Source organism: Telluria sp. ZT3P26 (assembly GCF_059686035.1).
Map to the genome: position 1 here is coordinate 85245 of NZ_JCASII010000004.1, position 19947 is coordinate 105191.

The 19947-nt window shown below is 65.8% G+C and carries 19 protein-coding genes; 12 read left to right on the forward strand and 7 right to left on the reverse strand.

Annotation, left to right across the window (positions count from 1 at the left end; genetic code table 11):
• Positions 1-60: 60 nt before the first annotated feature.
• The 10 genes from dusB (at position 61) to AC56LN_RS14125 (ending at position 10681) form a co-directional block, all read left to right on the forward strand.
• Positions 61-1086 (forward strand): tRNA dihydrouridine synthase DusB, encoded by a 1026-nt coding sequence (dusB, locus tag AC56LN_RS14080; RefSeq protein WP_482897338.1) that lies wholly within the window; start codon positions 61-63, stop codon positions 1084-1086.
• Between the two features lie 116 nt (positions 1087-1202).
• Complete coding sequence (locus AC56LN_RS14085; RefSeq protein WP_005667930.1) at positions 1203-1436, forward strand: helix-turn-helix domain-containing protein; 234 nt, start codon at positions 1203-1205, stop codon at positions 1434-1436.
• A 91-nt stretch (positions 1437-1527) separates the two neighbouring features.
• Positions 1528-3114 (forward strand): bifunctional phosphoribosylaminoimidazolecarboxamide formyltransferase/IMP cyclohydrolase, encoded by a 1587-nt coding sequence (gene purH, locus AC56LN_RS14090; protein ID WP_183556791.1) that lies wholly within the window; start codon positions 1528-1530, stop codon positions 3112-3114.
• Positions 3115-3251: 137 nt separating this feature from the next.
• Positions 3252-3791, forward strand: coding sequence for a crossover junction endodeoxyribonuclease RuvC (gene ruvC / locus AC56LN_RS14095; RefSeq protein ID WP_183556793.1), 540 nt, complete (start codon positions 3252-3254; stop codon positions 3789-3791).
• Between the two features lie 15 nt (positions 3792-3806).
• The gene (ruvA, locus tag AC56LN_RS14100) at positions 3807-4385 is read left to right on the forward strand and encodes a Holliday junction branch migration protein RuvA (RefSeq protein ID WP_332532574.1); all 579 of its coding nucleotides are present in this window, start codon (positions 3807-3809) and stop codon (positions 4383-4385) included.
• A 13-nt stretch (positions 4386-4398) separates the two neighbouring features.
• A complete protein-coding gene (ruvB, locus tag AC56LN_RS14105; protein WP_258836665.1) occupies positions 4399-5475 on the forward strand; it encodes a Holliday junction branch migration DNA helicase RuvB in 1077 nt (358 codons plus the stop codon).
• A 74-nt stretch (positions 5476-5549) separates the two neighbouring features.
• The gene (locus AC56LN_RS14110) at positions 5550-6062 is read left to right on the forward strand and encodes a hypothetical protein (RefSeq protein ID WP_332532576.1); all 513 of its coding nucleotides are present in this window, start codon (positions 5550-5552) and stop codon (positions 6060-6062) included.
• A gap of 121 nt (positions 6063-6183) precedes the next feature.
• On the forward strand, positions 6184-8520 hold the full coding sequence (locus AC56LN_RS14115) for an ATP-binding protein (protein ID WP_499572596.1): 2337 nt from the start codon (positions 6184-6186) through the stop codon (positions 8518-8520).
• On the forward strand, positions 8517-8984 hold the full coding sequence (locus tag AC56LN_RS14120; RefSeq protein ID WP_499572598.1) for a response regulator: 468 nt from the start codon (positions 8517-8519) through the stop codon (positions 8982-8984). The genes AC56LN_RS14115 and AC56LN_RS14120 overlap by 4 nt, the downstream gene beginning before the upstream one ends.
• Positions 8975-10681, forward strand: a complete 1707-nt coding sequence (locus tag AC56LN_RS14125; RefSeq protein ID WP_499572600.1) for a hybrid sensor histidine kinase/response regulator — start codon at positions 8975-8977, stop codon at positions 10679-10681. Before AC56LN_RS14120 ends, AC56LN_RS14125 begins: the two co-directional genes overlap by 10 nt.
• A 17-nt stretch (positions 10682-10698) precedes the next feature.
• Here the strand turns inward: AC56LN_RS14125 and AC56LN_RS14130 are convergent, their stop codons facing one another.
• From AC56LN_RS14130 to AC56LN_RS14160, 7 genes are all read right to left on the reverse strand, one after another.
• Complete coding sequence (locus AC56LN_RS14130; protein WP_499572602.1) at positions 10699-11073, reverse strand: hypothetical protein; 375 nt, start codon at positions 11071-11073, stop codon at positions 10699-10701.
• Between the two features lie 64 nt (positions 11074-11137).
• Positions 11138-14236: an efflux RND transporter permease subunit gene (locus tag AC56LN_RS14135; RefSeq protein WP_499572604.1), complete on the reverse strand. Its 3099-nt coding sequence runs from the start codon at positions 14234-14236 to the stop codon at positions 11138-11140.
• 6 nt (positions 14237-14242) lie between these two features.
• On the reverse strand, positions 14243-15358 hold the full coding sequence (locus tag AC56LN_RS14140) for an efflux RND transporter periplasmic adaptor subunit (RefSeq protein ID WP_499572606.1): 1116 nt from the start codon (positions 15356-15358) through the stop codon (positions 14243-14245).
• A 1-nt stretch (position 15359) separates the two neighbouring features.
• A complete protein-coding gene (locus AC56LN_RS14145; RefSeq protein ID WP_499572607.1) occupies positions 15360-15920 on the reverse strand; it encodes a hypothetical protein in 561 nt (186 codons plus the stop codon).
• Positions 15917-17068 (reverse strand): TolC family protein, encoded by a 1152-nt coding sequence (locus tag AC56LN_RS14150; protein ID WP_499572609.1) that lies wholly within the window; start codon positions 17066-17068, stop codon positions 15917-15919. Before AC56LN_RS14150 ends, AC56LN_RS14145 begins: the two co-directional genes overlap by 4 nt.
• 169 nt (positions 17069-17237) lie before the next feature.
• Complete coding sequence (locus AC56LN_RS14155) at positions 17238-17624, reverse strand: hypothetical protein (RefSeq protein WP_499572611.1); 387 nt, start codon at positions 17622-17624, stop codon at positions 17238-17240.
• Positions 17625-17726: 102 nt separating this feature from the next.
• Positions 17727-18620 carry an AraC family transcriptional regulator gene (locus tag AC56LN_RS14160; RefSeq protein WP_499572613.1) on the reverse strand — a complete coding sequence of 298 codons (894 nt, stop codon included), beginning with the start codon at positions 18618-18620 and terminating at the stop codon, positions 17727-17729.
• A 147-nt stretch (positions 18621-18767) separates the two neighbouring features.
• On the opposite strand from AC56LN_RS14160, the gene AC56LN_RS14165 reads away from it, so the two are divergent.
• Together AC56LN_RS14165 and AC56LN_RS14170 are read left to right on the forward strand one after the other, a co-directional pair.
• On the forward strand, positions 18768-19523 hold the full coding sequence (locus tag AC56LN_RS14165; protein ID WP_499572615.1) for an SDR family NAD(P)-dependent oxidoreductase: 756 nt from the start codon (positions 18768-18770) through the stop codon (positions 19521-19523).
• A gap of 16 nt (positions 19524-19539) precedes the next feature.
• Positions 19540-19944, forward strand: coding sequence for a VOC family protein (locus AC56LN_RS14170; RefSeq protein WP_499572617.1), 405 nt, complete (start codon positions 19540-19542; stop codon positions 19942-19944).
• Positions 19945-19947 lie beyond the last annotated feature (3 nt).

Sequence of the window (19947 nt, forward strand, 5' to 3'; positions counted from 1 at the left end):
AATTGAGCAGCGCTTGAGGTAAAATAGCAGGTTCCCGTGTCACTTTTGAGTCTGCCAGCTGTGCAAATAGGTCCTTATCTCCTGCGTAATAACGTCTTTGTCGCGCCGATGGCTGGTGTGACGGACCGTCCGTTCCGACAACTGTGCAAGCAGCTCGGCGCGGGCTATGCGGTGTCCGAGATGGCTGCGTCCAATCCGCGCCTGTGGGCCAGTGAAAAGACGTCGCGCCGGATCGACCACGCGGGCGAGATGGAGCCCAAGGCGGTGCAGATCGCCGGCGCCGACCCGAAAGACCTCGCCGATTGCGCGAAGTTCAACGTCGAGCGTGGCGCGCAGATCATCGACATCAATATGGGTTGCCCGGTCAAGAAGGTCTGCAACAGCTGGTGCGGGTCGGCCCTGTTGCAGCACGAAGACCTGGTCGAGCGCATCCTGCACGCGGTGGTCGAGGCCGTCGATGTGCCGGTCACGCTGAAGTTCCGCACCGGCTGGGATCGCCAAAACAAGAACGCGCTGCGCATCGCGCGTCTGGCCGAGCAGGCCGGCATCCAGATGCTGACCCTGCACGGCCGCACCCGGGCCGACGGCTACAAGGGCGACGCCGAGTACGACACCATCCGCGCCGTGAAGGCGTCGGTCGGCATCCCGGTGGTGGCCAATGGCGACATCACCACGCCCGAGAAAGCCAGGTTCGTGCTCGACTACACCGGGGCGGATGCCGTCATGATTGGCCGGGCGGCCCAGGGCCGGCCATGGATCTGCCGCGAAATTGATCACTTCCTGCGCACGGGCGAACACATGCCGGCGCCGCTGGTCGAAGAGGTGCGTGAGCTGATGCACGAGCACTTGCCGGCGCACTACGCCTTCTATGGCGAGTTCATCGGCGTGCGCACCGCGCGCAAGCACATCGGCTGGTATGTCCAGGATCTGCCTGGTGGCGAAGAATTCCGTCAGCGCATGAATCTGCTGGAATCGACCGCCGAGCAACTCGCTGCGATGGATGACTTCCTGAAATCACAGCACCGCCATGGCGAGCGGTTACAATACCGCCCCGCGCTTCCCGCCGTGGACGCGATCGCCGCATAGAACACCAGCACAACCAGCGACAAGAAGAACAATTGGGGACGCGCTGCCCATCGATGCAGCAAGACAGTGCAGCAAGCCGGGCAGTAATCACACAACCAGGATGAAGCAGCAAAGACATGAGCAAAGAAAGTATCCAGGAAGTCGTCCAGAAGAGTCTTGAAGACTATTTCAACGATCTCGGCGAGCAAAAACCGACCAACATCTACGACATGATGGTGTTGACCGTCGAAAAGCCCGTCCTCGAAGTGGTCATGTCGCGCGCCGACGGCAACCAGTCGCATGCCGCGCAGATGCTGGGCATCAATCGCAATACATTGCGCAAGAAACTGCAAGAGCACGGGCTGCTCTAAGCGTTGCCGGTTGGCTGCGCTTCCTGCGCGGCCCCGGAGACCCAACGGTCTCCAGCTCCGGCGCCAGGAATTCTCAACCATAGGCCTCACCATGATCAAACAAGCTCTCATTTCCGTATCCGACAAGACCGGCGTGCTCGATTTCGCGCGCGCGCTGAACCAGCTGGGCGTGAACATCCTGTCCACTGGCGGCACCGCCAAGCTGCTGCAAGAAAATGGCGTGCCAGTCACGGAAGTGGCCGATTACACCGGTTTCCCGGAAATGCTCGATGGCCGCGTCAAGACGCTGCACCCGAAAGTGCACGGCGGCATCCTGGCCCGTCGCGATTTCCCTGAGCACATCGCGAAACTGGAAGAGCACAATATTCCGCAGATCGACATGGTCGTGGTGAACCTGTACCCGTTCCAGCAAACCGTCGCCAAAGAGCAATGCTCGCTGGAAGATGCGATCGAGAACATCGACATCGGTGGTCCGACGATGCTGCGTTCGGCCGCCAAGAACCACCGCGACGTAGTCGTGGTCGTTGACCCCGCCGACTACGGCGTCGTGCTGGCTGAAATGAAGGGCTCGGGCGGCGATGCCGGTCCGGTCAGCTACGAGACCAAGTTCCGCCTGGCCAAGAAAGTGTTCGCACACACCGCCCAGTACGACGGCGCGATCACCAATTACCTGACCAGCCTGGGCGAAGACCGCGCACACGCGACCCGCTCGAACTTCCCGGCCACGCTGAACATGGGCTTCGAGAAAGTCCAGGAAATGCGCTACGGCGAGAACCCGCACCAGGGCGCCGCCTTCTACCGCGACCTCGTCACGATCGACGGCGCACTGGCCAACTACCGTCAGCTGCAGGGTAAAGAGCTGTCGTACAACAATATCGCCGATGCCGATGCGGCCTGGGAATGCGTCAAGTCGCTTGGCGGCCTGGGCCAGGCGGCCGGTTGCGTGATCGTCAAGCACGCCAATCCGTGCGGCGTGGCAATTGGCGTGGATGCACTGGACGCCTATTCGCGCGCGCTGCAGACCGATCCGACCTCGGCCTTTGGCGGCATCATCGCCTTCAACGTCGAAGTCGATGGCAAGGCGGCCGAAGCGCTGGCCAAGCTGTTCGTCGAGGTGCTGATTGCGCCGAGCTTCACCGCCGAAGCGCGCCAGATCATGTCGGCCAAGCAGAACGTGCGTCTGCTGGAAATCGCCCTGGGCGCCGGCCAGAATGCCTACGACGTCAAGCGCGTCGGCGGCGGCCTGCTGGTGCAGTCGCCAGACGCGAAGAACGTCGGCATGGAAGACCTGCGCGTCGTTTCCAAGCTGCAGCCATCGCCGCAGCAGTTGCAAGACCTGATGTTCGCGTGGCGCGTGGCCAAGTTCGTCAAGTCGAACGCGATCGTGTTCTGCGGTAACGGCATGACGCTGGGCGTCGGCGCCGGCCAGATGAGCCGCATCGACTCCGCGCGCATCGCGTCGATCAAGGCCCAGAACGCCGGCCTGAGCTTGACCGGCTCGGCCGTGGCGTCGGATGCATTCTTCCCGTTCCGTGACGGCCTGGACGTCGTCGTCGATGCCGGCGCGACCTGCGTGATCCACCCGGGTGGCTCGATGCGCGACCAGGAAGTCATCGATGCCGCTGACGAGCGCGGCGTCGTCATGCTGTACACGGGCACGCGTCACTTCCGTCATTGATTCATTGGCAAGGCGAGGGCCGCGGGAAACCTGCCGCCCTGGCTGGCGTCTAACGGGGGTGTGCCGAAATGGTGCGCCCCTGTGTTTTTGCACAGTATTTTTCCCACGAACACCCCCAGCCGGGGTAACATTCCAGCATGATTATTCTCGGCATCGACCCGGGCCTGCGCACGACGGGGTTCGGCGTCATTGAAAAACACGGCACGAAGCTGCGCTACATCGCTTCGGGCACCATCAAGACCGGGCTGGAAGGCGCCTTGCCGCCACGCCTGAAAGTCATCCTGCACGGCGTCAGCGAAATCATCGCGACCTACCAGCCGGCCTGTTCCGCCATCGAAAAAGTGTTCGTCAACGTCAACCCGCAATCGACGCTGCTGCTGGGCCAGGCGCGCGGCGCGGCCATCACGGCGCTCGTAGGCGCCGACCTCGACGTCGCGGAATACACGGCGGTGCAGGTCAAGCAGGCGGTCGTCGGTACCGGCCGCGCGGCCAAGCCGCAGGTGCAGGACATGGTCGCGCGCCTGCTCAAGCTGCCGGGCCTGCCGGGCAGCGATGCCGCCGATGCGCTCGGCGTCGCGATCTGCCATGCCCACACGATCGACACGCTGGCCCTGCTGGGCGCGATTGCGCCCGACATGATCGGGCTGCGCATGAAAAACAGCCGTCTCGTCTCATAACAAGGAACTCATTCGATGATCGGTCGTCTCTCCGGAACCCTGCTCGAAAAAGCGCCGCCGCACGTGCTGGTGGATTGCAATGGCGTCGGCTATGAAGTCGATGTGCCGATGAGCACCTTCTACAACCTGCCGCACACGGGCGAAAAAGTCGTGCTGTTTACGCACCTGACCGTACGCGAAGATGCGCACCTGCTGTTCGGTTTTGGCACCGCGTCTGAACGCGCGCTGTTCCGGCAACTGATCAAGATTACCGGTGTCGGCGCACGCATGGCGCTGTCGATCCTGTCCGGCATGACCGTGGCCGAGCTGTCGCAGGCCGTCACACTGCAAGAGACGGGCCGCCTGGTCAAGGTGCCCGGCATCGGCAAGAAGACCGCCGAGCGCCTGCTGCTGGAACTGAAAGGCAAGCTCGGCGCCGATATCGGCATGGTGGCCGGCGTGCCGCGCGACGACACGCAGACCGACGTGCTCAACGCGCTCGCCGCGCTGGGTTACTCCGACAAGGAAGCGCTGCTCGCGATCAAGAACATGCCAGCCGGCGCCAGCGTCTCGGATGGCATCAAATTTGCGCTCAAGGCGCTCTCCAAAGCCTGACCGGATGTAAGCAATGAGTATCCAGACCGACAACTTTACCGAACAGCGCGTGATCGACGCCGCGCCGGCCTCGCCCAACGAAGAGGCAATCGAGCGCGCGCTGCGGCCCAAGCAGCTCGACGAATACGTCGGCCAGGAGAAAATCCGCGACCAGCTCGAGATTTTCATCACGGCCGCGCGCAACCGGCGCGAGGCGCTCGACCACACGTTGCTGTTCGGGCCACCGGGCCTGGGCAAGACGACGCTCGCGCACATCATCGCGCGCGAGATGGGCGTGAACCTGCGCCAGACGTCCGGCCCCGTGCTCGAGCGCCCGGGCGACCTGGCGGCGCTCTTGACCAATCTCGAACCGAACGATGTGCTGTTCATCGACGAGATCCACCGCCTGTCGCCGGTGGTCGAAGAGATCCTGTACCCGGCGCTCGAGGACTACCAGATCGACATCATGATCGGCGAAGGCCCGGCCGCGCGTTCCGTGAAACTCGACCTGCAGCCGTTCACGCTGGTGGGCGCGACCACGCGCGCCGGCATGCTGACCAATCCACTGCGCGACCGTTTCGGCATCGTGGCGCGCCTGGAGTTCTACAACGTTCCCGAGCTGACCAAGATCGTGCTGCGCAGCGCCGCGCTGCTGGTGGCGCCGATCGACGAAGACGGCGCGCGCGAAGTGGCCAAGCGCGCCCGTGGCACGCCGCGGATCGCCAACCGCCTGCTGCGCCGCGTGCGCGATTTCGCGCAGGTGAAAGGCACGGGCGAGATCACGCGCGATATCGCCGACCGCGCCCTCAAGATGCTCGACGTCGACAGCGTGGGCTTCGACGTGATGGACCGCAAGCTGCTCGAAGCGGTGCTGTTCAAGTTTGCCGGCGGCCCGGTCGGCATCGGCAACCTGGCCGCCGCCATCGGCGAAGCGGCCGACACGATCGAAGACGTGCTCGAACCCTTCCTGATCCAGCAGGGCTATCTGCAGCGCACCCCGCGCGGGCGCATCGCCACGCCGCTGGCCTACCAGCACTTTGGCGTGACCGCGCCGCGCATCAGCCCGACGGGCGACCTGTGGGACAGTCTGCCGCCAGGGCAGGGCGGCTGAAGTGGCTCGTGGCCTGATGTGACTTCGTGCGCGCGATGGTCAGCGCACAGCAATATTCTCTTTCTGGAGCAATCGTGAAAATGCTATTCCCGGCCGTCCTGGCCCTGGCCCTGCTGGGCTGCGCCGCGCCGCCAATCCAGGGCGACGCACCCTCTCCGCTGGGAGACGGCGTATGGTCAGGGACGTTGACGTCGCAAACGATCAGCCCTGATGATTCGGTGGCGGAAGGCACGTCGGACCTTCTGGTCGCGAGCTGCAAGGGCGTCGTACGCATCTGGGCGAGAGACGTGGGCCCCCAATTCCCGGATAGCGCCTATGTGCGGCTGGGGACGAAATACCGTGTTCAATCGCTTCCCGACAGTCACATGATTTACTATCTCCACGCAGCGCCGACGCAGCCTGATTGGGTAGAAATCCAGACCTATGCGTTTCTCGAGCTCGATGCGGATACCGCCGCACTGCAATGGAGTCGCGCTGTCAACAATCGCGATATCGATGGCGCCGCACAGGGCCGCTATTTTTTCAGTCAGGGCACCACCCGGCTGAAACGTGTGAACCGTGACTGCAGTAGCAGGCTGATGGAGTAGGCATCGTCTGGCGCAAAAGCGAAAGGTGCCGTCGTCACGCGACGTTTATCCGCAGTTCCGACGTTAGTGTTACTCTTCGCCCCTTCGTCTAGCAAACGGCCATGCGATAAAGAGTCACTCAATGAGTCGCAGCACCCTGCCGTTCCCGTACAGTATCAAGCGCCATGGCGTCTCCCTGTCCAACTGTGACGATGAACCGGTGCAGACCCCGGGCTGCATCCAGGCGCACGGCTTGCTGCTGGCGCTCAGTCTTGACGACCTGATCGTGCGCCAGGCCAGTGAAAACTGGCCGCAGCGTACCGGCCTGGCCATGGAGCAGGTCCTGGACCAGCCCCTGGCCGCCGTGATTGGCCCGCAGGCGGTGCAGTGCATCGTGCAAGCGATGCGCACCGAAGTCCTGGAGCGCAATGCGCTGTACGTGCTGACCGCGCCGCTGCCCCATGCAGCTTGCCACGATGTCGAGATGGACTTTTCGGTCCACGAGGCCGACGGCGTCCTGATCGTCGAGATCGAGCCGGCCAGCCGCCCGGGCGACACGGTCGTGACCGACAGCGACTATTACTCGATGGTGAAAACGACGCTGGTGCGCCTGAAGTCCGCCAGCAGCCTGAGTGCGTTCTGCGACATCGCCGCCAACGAGGTACGCCGCACGACGGGCCTGGACCGCGTGATGATCTACCGCTTCCACCGCGACGAGACAGGCGAAGTGATCGCCGATGCGCACCGCAGCGACCTCAATTCGTGGCTGGGATTGCGTTATCCGGCCAGCGACATTCCGGTGCCGGCGCGCGCGATCTTCAAGCGCATCGGCGTGCGGCCCTTGCCGGACGTGGATGGCGCGCTGATGGAGATCGTACCGCTGCTGAACCCCGTGACGGGGCGACCGCTGGACATGACCTATTGCGCACTGCGCGGCGCCTCCGTCATGTACACCGATTACCTGCGCAATATGGGCGTGGCCGCCACGCTGACGATGCCGATTCTGCGCGATGGCCGGCTGTGGGGCCTGATCGCGTGCCACCATTACGCGCCGATCGTGCTGCCCTATACCCTGCGCGCGGCCGCCGAATTTCTCGGCCAGGTCACGTCCCTCGAAATCGCCTCGGCCGAGGGCCGGGAACACCTGGAATACCGGCTCAAGCTTGAGGCCGCACACCACGCGGTGCTGGGCCAGGCGCTTGCCGACGGCAACTACGCGGCGCTGACCGATGGCGCGCCCTCGCTGCTCGACGGGATCGATGCGGGCGGCGTGGCGGTATCGGAGAATGGGCAGTGGAGCATGGCCGGCGCCACGCCGGATGCGCAGCAGCTCACGGCGCTGGCGGCCTGGCTGACGCTGCACAGCGCGCGCCTGGCCGATGGCAGCACGGTCATTGCGCTGGATGATCTGGGCCGCGCTTATCCTGAGGGCGGCAACGCGCTTGGTTGCTGCAGCGGCCTGCTGGCGTTTCCGATCTCGCAGCGCAGCCAGGGCGACTGGGTCATCTGGTTCCGCCCCGAGCAGTTGCAGACTTATCGCTGGGGCGGCAATCCGTACGAAGCCGGCAAGGCCACCGGAGAGCACGGCACGCGCCTGACGCCGCGTCAGAGCTTCGCCGTGTGGCAGGAAGAAGTGCGGGGCCGCGCCGAACCCTGGAAGCCGGTCGAGATCGAGGCGGCCAAGAACCTGCGCCTGTTGATGCTCGACGTCGTCGTCGCACGCGCCGAACAGCTGGCCGCGCTGAACACTGATCTGGTGCGCAGCAACGACGAACTCGATGCGTTTGCCTATGTTGCCGGCCACGACCTGAAAGAGCCGCTGCGCGGCATCCACAAGTACGCGCACTTCCTGCTCGAAGAAACGAAGGCGGGCCGCCCGCTCGACGCGCAGGGCCGCGAACGCATCGACGCGATGTTGCGGCTGACCGTGCGCATGGACAGCCTGCTCGACGCGCTGCTGCACTTCTCGCGCGTCGGCCGGCTCTCGCTCGAGCGCCATCCGATCGCGCTGGGCGACGTGGTGGCCGAAGCGACCGACATGCTTGGCGCCAGTCTGCTGGGACGCGACATCGACGTGCAGATTCCGCGGCCGCTGCCGACGATGTCGTGTGACCGCATCCGCGTGCGCGAAGTGTTCGCCAACCTGATCTCCAACGCCGCCAAGTACAACGACAAGTCGCAGCGCCGGATCGAGATCGGCTACCTCGATCCGGCCGATGGCGCCGACGCCGTCTCGACGTTCTACGTGCGCGACAACGGCATCGGCATCGACACCAAGCACAGTGAGCGCGTCTTCATGATGTTCAAGCGCCTGCACACGCGCGACGCCTATGGGGGCGGCAGCGGGGCCGGCCTGGCGATCGTCAAGAAGCTCGTCGAGCAGCACAATGGCCACAGCTGGTTCACGTCCGACGTGGGCGTCGGCACCACCTTCTACTTCACGCTGCCCGGCGCCGGCATGAAACAGCCGGGCGCATGACGCTGCCGGTGCGGAGCGACCTGCCGCCCATCCTGGTCGTCGATGACAGCGACGACGATTTCGACACCGTCTCGATTGCCGCGCGGCGGGCCGGCATCGGCAACCTGCTGGTGCATGCCCGGGATGCCGATGACGCCAGGCGCCGGCTGTTCGCCGTCTCCGGCAGCGCCTATGCCTTCATGCTCCTGGACTGCAATCTGCCGGGTGAAGATGGCCTGACGCTGCTGGAAGAAGTGCGCCGGCATCCGCAACGCCGCACGCTGCCGGTCATCGTGCTGACAGCCAGTATCAACCCGCGCGACCGGGACGCGTTCTACGCGGCCGGCGGCAATGCCTATCACGTCAAACTGGTGAACTTCGAGGAAGGCCTGGCCAACCTCGAGAGCATCTTTCGCTACTGGCTGACGCACGTCGTGCTGCCGGGCGCGGACACATCATCGACTGGAAAACCCCCATGCATGTGACTTACGATACCGATCGTCCCTGGCGCATCCTGCTGGTCGATGACAATGCGCTGGATCGTGCCGAGGCCAAAGCAGCGCTGCTGGGCGGGCACGATCGGCGCTACCAGTTCGTCGAAGCGACGTCGGCGAATGAGGCGATGCACCTGTGCGCAAGTTCGGCGCCATTCGACTGCATGCTGCTCGATTTCTTTTTGCCCGACGGCGACGCACTCGATGTGCTGGCACGCCTGCCGTGCGATGCCGACAAGATTCCGCACCTGCCCGTCGTGATCCTCACCGGCGTGGCCGGGACCGAGAGCCGCGCGTCGCTGCGCCATGGCGCCCAGGACTTCGTGGGCAAGGCCTGGCTGGGCCGCGAAAGCCTGACCTGGGCCGTCGAAAACGCCATCGAGCGGCGCAAGATCGCGCGCGAAGTCATGGCCGAACGCCAGGTGATGGACAGCCAGCGCCAGTACCTGTTCGAGGCCGAGCGCACGGCGCGCCTGGAAAGCGAACGGGTAGCGCTGCTGAAGGACGAATTTCTCGCCACGCTCAGTCATGAACTGCGCACGCCGCTGGCCGTGATCGTCGGCTGGGCCGGCGTGCTGCAACGCGCACAGGACAATCCCGCCACCATCAAGCGGGGCGTCGACGCCATCGCGCGCAATGCCGGCCTGCAGGCCAAGCTGATCAACGATCTGCTGGACATGAACCGCATCGTGACCGGCAAGTTGATCCTGGATCTGCAGCGGGTCGACCTGAGCGCGCTGCTCGATTCGGCCGCCGAATTCCTGCGTCCGCTCGCCATCGAGAAGGGCGTCGATATCCGGATCGACACCCATGACGGCGCGCCGCTGGAACTCGATGGCGACCCGGTGCGGCTGCAGCAGATCTTCGCCAATTTGCTGGGCAATGCGCTCAAGTTCACCCCGAGAGGCGGCGCGATCACGTTGACGGCGCAGCGCCGCGCCGACGCGCAGGTCGCGGTGACGGTGCGCGACAACGGCGAGGGCATCGATGCGCGGTTCCTGCCGCAGTTGTTCACCCGCTTCAGCCAGGAAAACAGCAAGGCCGCGCGCGTACATGGCGGGCTGGGGATCGGCCTGTCGATCGTCAAGCAGCTGACCGAGCTGCATGGCGGCAGCGTCAGCGGCGACAGCGCGGGCGTGGGCCAGGGCGCGACATTTACCTTGATGCTGCCGCTGCGCGTTACCGAGTCGGTGGGCGACACCGCGGCCGGCACGCTTGCAGAAGCCGAAGCAGAAGCGAATGCCCAAGCCGACCAGCTGATGCTGATCGACCTGCACGGCGTGAGCGTGCTGCTGGTCGATGACAACGAAGACATCCTGGAACTGAGCCGGCGCGTGCTGGAAGAGCGGGGCGCCGGTGTCGTCACCGTCAATTCGGTCGAGGCGGCGCTCGCGCAGTTGCGCAATGCGCGCCCGCAGGTGCTGGTCAGTGATATCAGCATGCCCAAGCTCAATGGTTACGACCTGATCCGCACGGTACGCGGCGACATGCAGCTCGATGACGACATGCTGCCGGCGGTGGCGATTTCCGCGTTCGCGCGGCCAGTGGATCAGCAGCGCGCGTTGCAGGCGGGGTACCAGGCGTATGTCATCAAGCCGCTGCAGCCGCATCTGCTGATCCGGGCCGTGGCGCGGCTGGTGGGGCGGGGGGACGTGTCACCCCTGGCACCGGCGTTGCAGCGCCACTGAGCCTGCCCGGCAAGACCTTACTTGACCGAGAACCGAACGCTGACCGTCTTTTTGTCGGCGAACGTGACGACTGCGACGGCCTTGCTGCCGGCAGCAAGCTTCGGGTCACCCTTGACCACCAGCGTATTGGTGCCGCCGGCCACGAGCGGCAGTTCGGTTTTTTCCGTCCCTTTCAGGACGGTCAGTGTGCCGGTTGCGCCGGCGGTCTGCTTGTCCTTGCCGTGGTCGTCGACGTAGATGGTCGCAGCGCCATTCGTGCTCACCAGCTCGAACGACAGGTCGCCCGCACTCTGCACGATGCCGCCATGTTTTGCTTTCGCGCCGTGCGCGTGGACGTTACCCGACAGGATGACACTGGCCGCGAGGGCCGCTACTGTGACGATGTTTTTCATTGTTTGCTCCAGAAAACGAAGGCGGCTCGGGATGGGCGCCGCCATATGGCCCATGTAACTTAGATCACATCACGTCGCCGCGGGCGTCCGCCAGCAACCGTTCCAGCGGTTGCCGGCCGACCTTCCAGAAGATGAGTGGTGTCAGCAGCGAATCGAGCAGCGTGGAACTGATCAATCCACCAAAGATGACGACGGCAACCGGGTGCAGGATTTCCTTGCCCGGCGCATCGGCCGCCAGCAGCAGTGGCGTCAGGGCGAATGCCGCCACCAGTGCCGTCATCAGCACGGGCGTGAGGCGCTCGATCGAGCCGCGCACGATCATCGGCCAGCCAAACTGCTCACCCTCGAACTTGCACAGGTTGACGTAGTGGCTCACCTTGAGGATGCCGTTGCGGGTCGCGATGCCGGCCAGCGTGATGAAGCCGACCATCGACGCCACCGACAGCGCAACCCCCGCGACCCACATGGCGATGACGCTGCCCACCAGCGCGAACGGGATGTTGCCCATGATGACAAGGGCCAGCGTGGTCGAGCGGTAGCGTGAATACAGCACCAGGAAGATCAGCACCAGCGACGCCAGCGACAGGCCGACGATCAGCTGCTGCGCCTGTTCCTGCGCCTGGAACTGCCCTTCGACGCTGATGAAATAGCCGCCCGGGAGCGCGCTGGCGGCCACTGCCTGGCGCACGTCGCCGATCACTTGCGCCATATCGGTGCCATCGGTATTGGCGTACACGACGATGCGGCGCCGGCCGTTCTCGCGCCCGATCTGGTTCGGCCCGTCGCCTTCCTCGACGGTGGCCACCGCGGACAGCGGAATCTGGCCTGCCGGCGCTGTCAGCATGACCCGCGCCAGATCCTGGGGTGTGCGGTCGGCGTCCGACAGGCGGACGACCAGATCGAAGCGGCGCGGCCCATCGATGACCTGGGTCACGCGCGTCCCTTCGGCCAGCGCCTGCAAGGCCTGCAGCACATCGCCCGCCGTCAGACCGTACTGGGCGGCCTTGCGGTAGTCGATCCGCACCTTGATCTGCGGGATCAGGACCTGCCGCTCCACCGACAGGTCGACCAGCCCCGGCACGCTTGCCAGGCGCGTGCGCAGGGTTTCCGCCAGCCCCCGGAGCGTGTCGATATCGTCGCCGTAGATCTTCAGCGCCACCTGTGCGCGCACGCCGGACAGCAGATGGTCGAGCCGGTGCGAAATCGGCTGGCCGATCGCCACCGAAGCGGGGATCACGGCGAGCTGGTTGCGGATGCTGGCCATGATGTCTTCGCGGCTGCGTCCGGACGGCTTGAGGTCGACGTCGATCTCGGACGAGTGCACGCCTTCCGCATGCTCGTCCAGTTCAGCGCGCCCGGTACGGCGCCCGACCCGGGTCACTTCCGGCACTTGGGCGATCAGGGTTTCGGCCAGCGCGCCCATGCGGTTGGCTTCGGCCAGCGAGGTCCCTGGCGTGAAGGTCATCCCCATGACCAGCGAGCCTTCGTTGAAGGCCGGCAGGAACGCGCGCGGGAAGAACGGCACCGAGGCGGCCGCCGCAACCACGGCGACAAGCGCTACCGACAGCAGCATGCGGGTACGGGGCAGCGACCAGTTCAGCGCGGCGGTATCCCACTGCTTCATGCGCCGCACGACCGGGCTGTCGCCGCGATGCAGGCGCTTCATGCGCGGCAGCAGGTAATACGCGAGGGCCGGCGTGACGGTCATCGACACCAGCATCGATGCCAGGATCGAGGTGATGTAGGCGATGCCCAGGGGCGCGAACAGGCGGCCTTCGATGCCGGGCAGCGCGAACAGCGGCACGAACACCAGCACGACGATGACGGTGGCGTAGACGATGCCCGAGCGTACCTCGACCGAGGCGTGCCAGATCACGTCCAGCACCGACTGGCCCGACTCGCTGCGCTGCTTCAGCCTGCGCACGATGTTTTCCACGTCGACCACCGCATCGTCCACCAGTTCGCCGATGGCGATCGCCAGCCCGCCCAGCGTCATCACGTTGATGGACTGGCCCAGCAGGTGAAATGCCAGCGCCGTGACCGCCAGCGACAGCGGGATGGCGACCAGCGAAATGACCGTCGTGCGCACGCTGAGCAGGAAGGCAAACAGCACGATCGCGACCAGGATCGCCCCATCGCGCAGCGCCTCGACGACATTGCCAATGGACGCGTCGATGAAATTGGCTTGCCGGAACAGGACCACGGGCGGCGCAATGCCGGCCGGCAGTCCCTGCCTGAGTTCGGTCAGCGCCGTCTCGATGGCCTGCGTCAGCTTGACCGTGTCGCCCGAAGGCTGCTTCTGGATGCTCACGATCACGGCCGGCTTGCCATTCAGGCCTGCGTCGCCGCGTTTGAAGGCTGCCGCATAGCGTACGTTGGCGACCTGGTCGAGCAGGACGGGCGCGCCATTGCGGTACGCGACGGCCAGGCCTTGCAGGTCGTCCAGGCGGCTGGTGCGGCCCAGGTTGCGGATCAGGTATTCGCGATTGTTCAGGTCGACGAACCCGCCGCTGGTGTTGGCGGCAAACCCGCGCAATGCATCGGTGACCTGCGCCAGCGAGACACCGAATTGCGCCATGCGCGCCGTGTCCGGTTCGACGCGCAACTGGCGCACTTCGCCGCCGATCGGAATCACCTGCGACACGCCCGGGATCGACAGCAGGCGAGGGCGCAGCACGAAATCGGCGTACTCGCGCGCCTTCATCGGATCGGTTCTGGCGGTGTCGATCGGCAGCGCGATCAGCATGATCTCGCCCATGATCGAGGACACCGGGCCCATCACGGGCGCGATCGCGCCCGGCAGCTGTTCCTTGACGAGGGTGATGCGCTCGGACACGAGTTGCCGGTTGCGATACACATCGGTACCCCAGTCGAACTCGGCATACACGATCGACAGGCCGACACCGGACACCGAGCGCACGCGCGTCACGCCAGGCATCCCGTTGAGCGCCGTCTCGATCGGGAACGACACGAGCTGCTCGACTTCTTCGGGCGCCATGCCGCCGGCTTCGCTCAAGACGGTGACCACCGGCTTGTTCAGGTCGGGGAACACATCGACCGGCGTGCGCGTTGCGGTCACCGCGCCGTAGATCATCAACAGGAGGGCCGCCGCCAGGACAAACAGGCGGTTGTGCAGGCTGAAACGGACAATGGCATTGAACATCGCCGCTCACCTGATCTGGTTGATCAGGGAGGTCCCGATGATCACCACCCTGTTGTCGGGACTGAGCCCTTTCGTCACGATGACGGTGCGGGCATCGAGCACCGTGGTCTCGACCGGCAAGGCAATGAAGCGCTGGGCACCCGACTTGATCCAGACCACCGTCTCATTGGCCGGATTGCGCGCCAGGGCCGCTGCCGGCAAGGCAATGCCCTTGATCGTTGTGTCGAGTCTGGCCACGACCGTCACCGGCTGCCCCACCGCCAGGCCGAGCGCGGCGCCGCGTGCCCGGAAACTGATGGGTACGGCGCCATCGCGCAGGCTCAGTCCACCCCCGAGCAGCGTCAGTTCGGCATCCGGGGCGTCGACCAGCGCCGCGCCGCGGATCTTGCGCGCGATCGCTGCGTCGGTCGTCAAGGCTTCGATCACCATGCGCTGCGGATCGACGATCTCGAACAGGATGTCGCGCGACTCGACGATCTGGCCCGCCAGCACGGCGGCGCTGGCAATCACGCCGCTGGCCGGCGCAACGATCGCCTGCGTCCCGCTGATCGAACTGGCGACGGCGCGCTCCTGGCCGATGGTGCCCTGCAATTCGGCGCGGGCGGCTTCGATGTCCTTTGCCGGCACCACGCCTTCCAGCAACACCAGGCGCTGCACCCGTTTTTCCAGCACGGTGCGGCTGGCACGCAGCGCCGCCAGTTGCGCCGCCTGGTTGCCACGCTCGATGGCCGCGCCGATAGGGGCAATCCGTGCCAGCAGCTGGCCCTTGACGACACGCTGGCCGGCGACCGGCAAGCCCTGCGGTCCGGGCGCGATCTGGCCCGCAAACGGGGCTTGCACGCGGCCGCCGGCGTTCGGGTCGATGGCGGCGCGCCCGTTGAGCGTCACGCTGCGCGCGAACTCGCCTTCCTTGACCATCAGCGTGCGCACGCCCATGCGGCGCTGCGCCGGTTTTGGCACGTTGACGCTGCCAGTCGGCAGGCGCGCCAGTCCGCCGGCCGACTGGCTTGCCGCGCCGTCGAGATGCTCGCCGTTCGGACCATGCGCGCCGGGCGAGGCGAGCAGGGACGTTGCCCATGCGGCGGCGATGATGCCGGCAATAACACGGTGTGAAATCGTCATGTCAGGCTCCCTTGCGTTGGCGGCGACGGCGCGCCAGGAATACGGCGGCCACGGCAACGAGCGCCAGGGCAGCAGCGGCCACCAGCCACCAGCGGCGACCGGCGCCATGTTCGTGGTCGTGCTCGGTGGCAGGCTCGGGCACCGTCAGCACGCCTTCCAGCAAATCGCTTTCCTTGCCAGCGACCAGCGTGAACAGCAGCGGGTGTGCGCCCGGTGTCGCGATCGCGGCCAGGAAGGCCGGATCGTCGACGGCGTAGTCGCCCTGGTCGGCGTGGAACGTTGCCTTTGCTTTCAGTTGCTTGTACTGGACTTCGAGCGCGCCATTCAGGACCGGCTCGTTGGTTTCGTAGCGATCAATCATGATCGACAGCTCGCCACCGGCCAGGTGGCCAAGCAGCTCGAACGATTCGGTGAAGGTTTCGATGCGCGGCGTGGAGGTGACGGCGCCGGTGGCCGTTGCCTGGCCGTCAAGGTGCTCGCCATTGGGGCCGTGGGCGCCAGGGCTGGCACAGGCGGGCGACGTGATCAGCATGGCGATCAGCAGCAGATACAGGTGTTTCATGGAAGGATTCCCAAAGCTTGATTGAGGGAGGCATGCGCCAGGCCGAGCGCAACGCGTTGCTGCGCCACGGCGACGTCGGCCTCGTGGGTCAGGGCATGCGAGCGCAGCAGTTCTGCAAGGCCACGTTCGCCATGCTGGAATGCCTTGGCAAACAGCGCCGTGTGTTCATGCAGCGCGACCGCGCGTGCCTCGGCGGTGGCAAGGGCAAGGCGGGTGTTCGCCAGGCGCTCCCGCGCGACCTCGACGTCGGCGACGGCGCTCGCTTGTGCCTGCGCCGCTTCGGCGGCCGCTGTCGCGATGACCGTGCTGGCCTGCGCTTCGATGCTGCGATTGCGTCCTGCGCTGCCAAGCGGGATCTGCAGCGCGATGCCGATGCTGCGCGCGGGTTCGCGCAGAGTGCGTTCATCTTCGCGCCGTACCGACAGGGCCAGCGTCGGCGGCGCCGCGCGGCTCGCCTTGGCCAGGCGCAGTGACGCCCGCGCCCGCTGCTCGGACGCCTGCGCAGCCTGGAGCCTCGGGTTGGCAGGCGCATCGGTGTCGTGGAGCGGCTCCGGTTCGAGCGCGGGCAGTTCGGGCAGGCCCGTCAGGACCCGATAGCGCGCCAGCGCGTCGGCCGCGGCAGTGCGCGCATGCAAGACCTGGACCCTGGCAGCGAGCACTTCCTGCTCTGCCAGCAGACCGTCGCTGCGGGCCAGGTCGCCCGCGGTGACACGGCGTTGCACTTCTTCGGCCAATTGCTCCAGATGCTGCACGTGGCCCTGTCGTTCATCGAGCGTGACCCTGGCGGCGGCCGCTTCCCACAGGCGGCTGCGCACCAGGCCGGCAATCTCGAGGCGCGTGGCACCGAGGTGGGCGGCGATTTCTTCGGTGCTGCGCTCGGCGAGCGTTTCGCGCGCCTGCTTCTGGTGCGGGAGCCAGATCGAGGTCGATACCGACAGGTCGGATTCGCGTTGATCGCGGCCGGACGCGCCGGTGTCATTGCGCTGCGACAGTCCGAGCGTCGGACTGCTGGCCAGCCATGACCCGGCCAGGCCGCGGGCCGCGGCGGCTTCGTCCTGGCGCGCTTCCAGTGTCCGGGCAACGGGTGCGCGGCGCCAGGCGCTGTCGACGGCTTGTTGCAGGGTGGTGCCGACCGGAAGCGGCTTCATTGGCGGCATTATTGGAGGTGCTGCTCCTGCCACGCATTGAAGCGCGAGGCCGGCACCGGCAAGGTAAAGCGACACGCGGGAAATGCGCATGTGTTCTCCATCGGGTGATAGTGACGATCACCGGGGGCGAGCACACCGGCGCGACAGGCGTCGCGCCGTTATCTTGCGATCATGCGTGCAGCGGCCCCCCGGCAGCTTGGCCGGGGGCGGGGGAAGGCGGTCTTGACGGACCGGCGAGGAACGGTTCCGGAACCCACTGGGTCACATGCGAAACGAGCTTTGTGACCAGTTGCTGGGGCGCGACCGGTAGTGGCGGCAGGCCAACGCCTGCGGGCTGGGATGGCGACGTATGGTCTTGCGCGTGATCGCGCGACGCGTCGGAATCGTCGTAATGGATGGTGCCGTCGTCGGCGTGGTGGTGGTGAGAAATACCCTGGTCATGTTCGAGCTCGTGCACCAGCGACACCGGATCCCCGTTTGATGGCACGCCGCCCTGCATGGCGAAGCCGTACAGGGGCAGGCACAGCAGCAAGAGGATGTGAAGAATCCGACGCAAGGCGATCACCAGTGGGTTTGGCGAAATTATAGCAGCAGGTTTGCTGCGCAACTGCGCGTCGCATCGTCGATGACGGCCGAAGGTGGCGCTGCAACGCCGGCGTCAGTCCGGCCCCGTACGCACCTGCGCTGCCATCCGCGCCGCAATGCGCGCCGCGTCCCGCCCCGGCGCCATCCCGAACATCCGCGCATACTCGCGGCTGAATTGCGTCGCACTTTCATACCCCACCTCGAACGCCGTCGTCGTCACGTTCGCGCCATGCGACACCAGCAGCTGGCGCGCCTGCATCAGGCGCACCCGCTTCTGATACTGCAGGGGACTGAGCGCCGTCACCGCCTTGAAATGCCGGTGGAACGACGAGGCGCTCATCGCGACCTTGTCGGCCAGCGCCTCGATGCGCAGGGGGCTGGCGAAATCTTCCCGGATCCAGGCAATCGCGCGCTGCACACGGGCCAGCGCGCTGTCGGGCAGCGCGATATCGCGCAGCATCGCGCCGTGCGGCCCCTGCAGCACCCGGTACAGGATTTCGCGCTCATACGCCGGTGCCAGCGCCGCGATGTCCTGCGGCTGGTCGATCAGCCGCAGCATGCGTACCCAGGCATCCATCAACTCGGGCGTGACGGCGGCCACGGAAAAACCGCTGTCGGTGCGGGTGCCGGCAGCAGGATCGGGCAAGTCGGCCAGCAGCGGCCCCAGCACCGCAGGATCGAGCGTCAGGCTCACAGCGAGGTAGGGCGCACCGCCTGCAGCCGCATGCACCTGGCCCACGGCCGGCAGCTCGACCGACATCACGAAATAGGTGGCCGGATCGTAGTGCAGCGTGCGCTCTCCGACCGTCATCGATTTGCTGCCCGTGAGGATCAGGTTGATCATCGGCTCGTACACCGCCGCCAGATGGTGTTCGGGAATCGCGCCCTGGACCATGGCCACGCGCGGGATGCCGGTCTCGGTGCGGCGGTTGGTCGCGCCGGCGGCAAGGCGCCGCAGTTCAGTCAACAGATGTTCCATTACGCATTGAAACAGAGCCAGGCGTGCGCCGCAAGGCATTGGCAGGATCGGGCAGGTTTATAGCAGGATCCGGTGGGCGCCGTGCGAGGCGGCTCGCTACCATGTTCTCATCCCTTCACCACACGGAGCACGAACATGAACACCCCAACGCACATCACCCTGATCACCGGCGCCAGCCGCGGCATCGGCGCCGCCACCGCCCTCGAATGCGCGCGGCGCGGCATGGGCGTCATCCTGACCTACAAGGACCAGCGTGAGGCAGCGGACGCCATCGTGCACCAGATCGCAGTCGCAGGTGGCAAGGCCGTTGCGTTGCAGCTGGACGTGGGCGACATCGCAAGCTTCGAGGGGTTCGGCGCGGCAGTGCGCCATGCGCTCGATACCACCTGGGGCGCAGCCCGGCTGCAGGGTCTGGTACACAATGCCGGCCATGGCCTGTACAGCCCGATCGAGCAGGTCACGCCGGACCAGTTCGACAGCTTGCTGAACGTGCACCTGAAAGGCCCGTTCTTCCTGACCCAGATCCTGCTGCCATTGCTGGCCGATGGTGCCAGCATCGTCAATCTTACCAGCGCCACCACCCGGGTGGCCACGGCTGGGGTGGCGCCGTATGCGGCGGCCAAGGGCGCGCTCGACGTGCTGACCCGCTACATGGCCAAGGAATTCGGCGCGCGCCGTATCCGTGCCAATGCGGTGTCACCCGGCGCGATCCGCACCGATCTGGGAGGCGGCTTGAACGATGCATTCGAAACCATGCTGGCGGCGCAGACGGCACTTGGCCGGGTGGGCGAGGCAGGCGAGGTTGCCAGCGTGATCGCCAGCCTGCTGGGCAGCGATCTGGCGTGGGTGAATGCGCAGACGATCGAAGTCGGCGGCGGTTATCAGATCTGAGTCACCGGAGTTCCCGATGCTCGACCACATTTTCTTGCCCGTATGCGACCTCGACAAGTCGCTGGCCTTCTATATTGCGGCGCTGGCCCCGCTCGGCATCACGCAGCGGCTCGATTTCGCTGGCAAGGATGGCCCGTCCGGTCATCCTGACCTGAAAGGTATCGGCGCCGATGGCCGCATGTTCTTCTGGCTGCGCCAGGGCGAACATCGCGGTACGGGCTTGCACATCGGCTTCGTTGCAAAGAGCCCGGCGGAGGTGGATGCCGCCTGGGCAGCGGCAATTGCAGCTGGCGCGCTCGACAATGGCGCGCCGGGAGCGCGCCTTCATTACGACCCCCGCTATTACGCCGCGAACGTGATCGATCCGGATGGGCACAGCCTGGAATTTGTCTACAAGAGCTGGCAGCATCCGGTCGGCTGACGC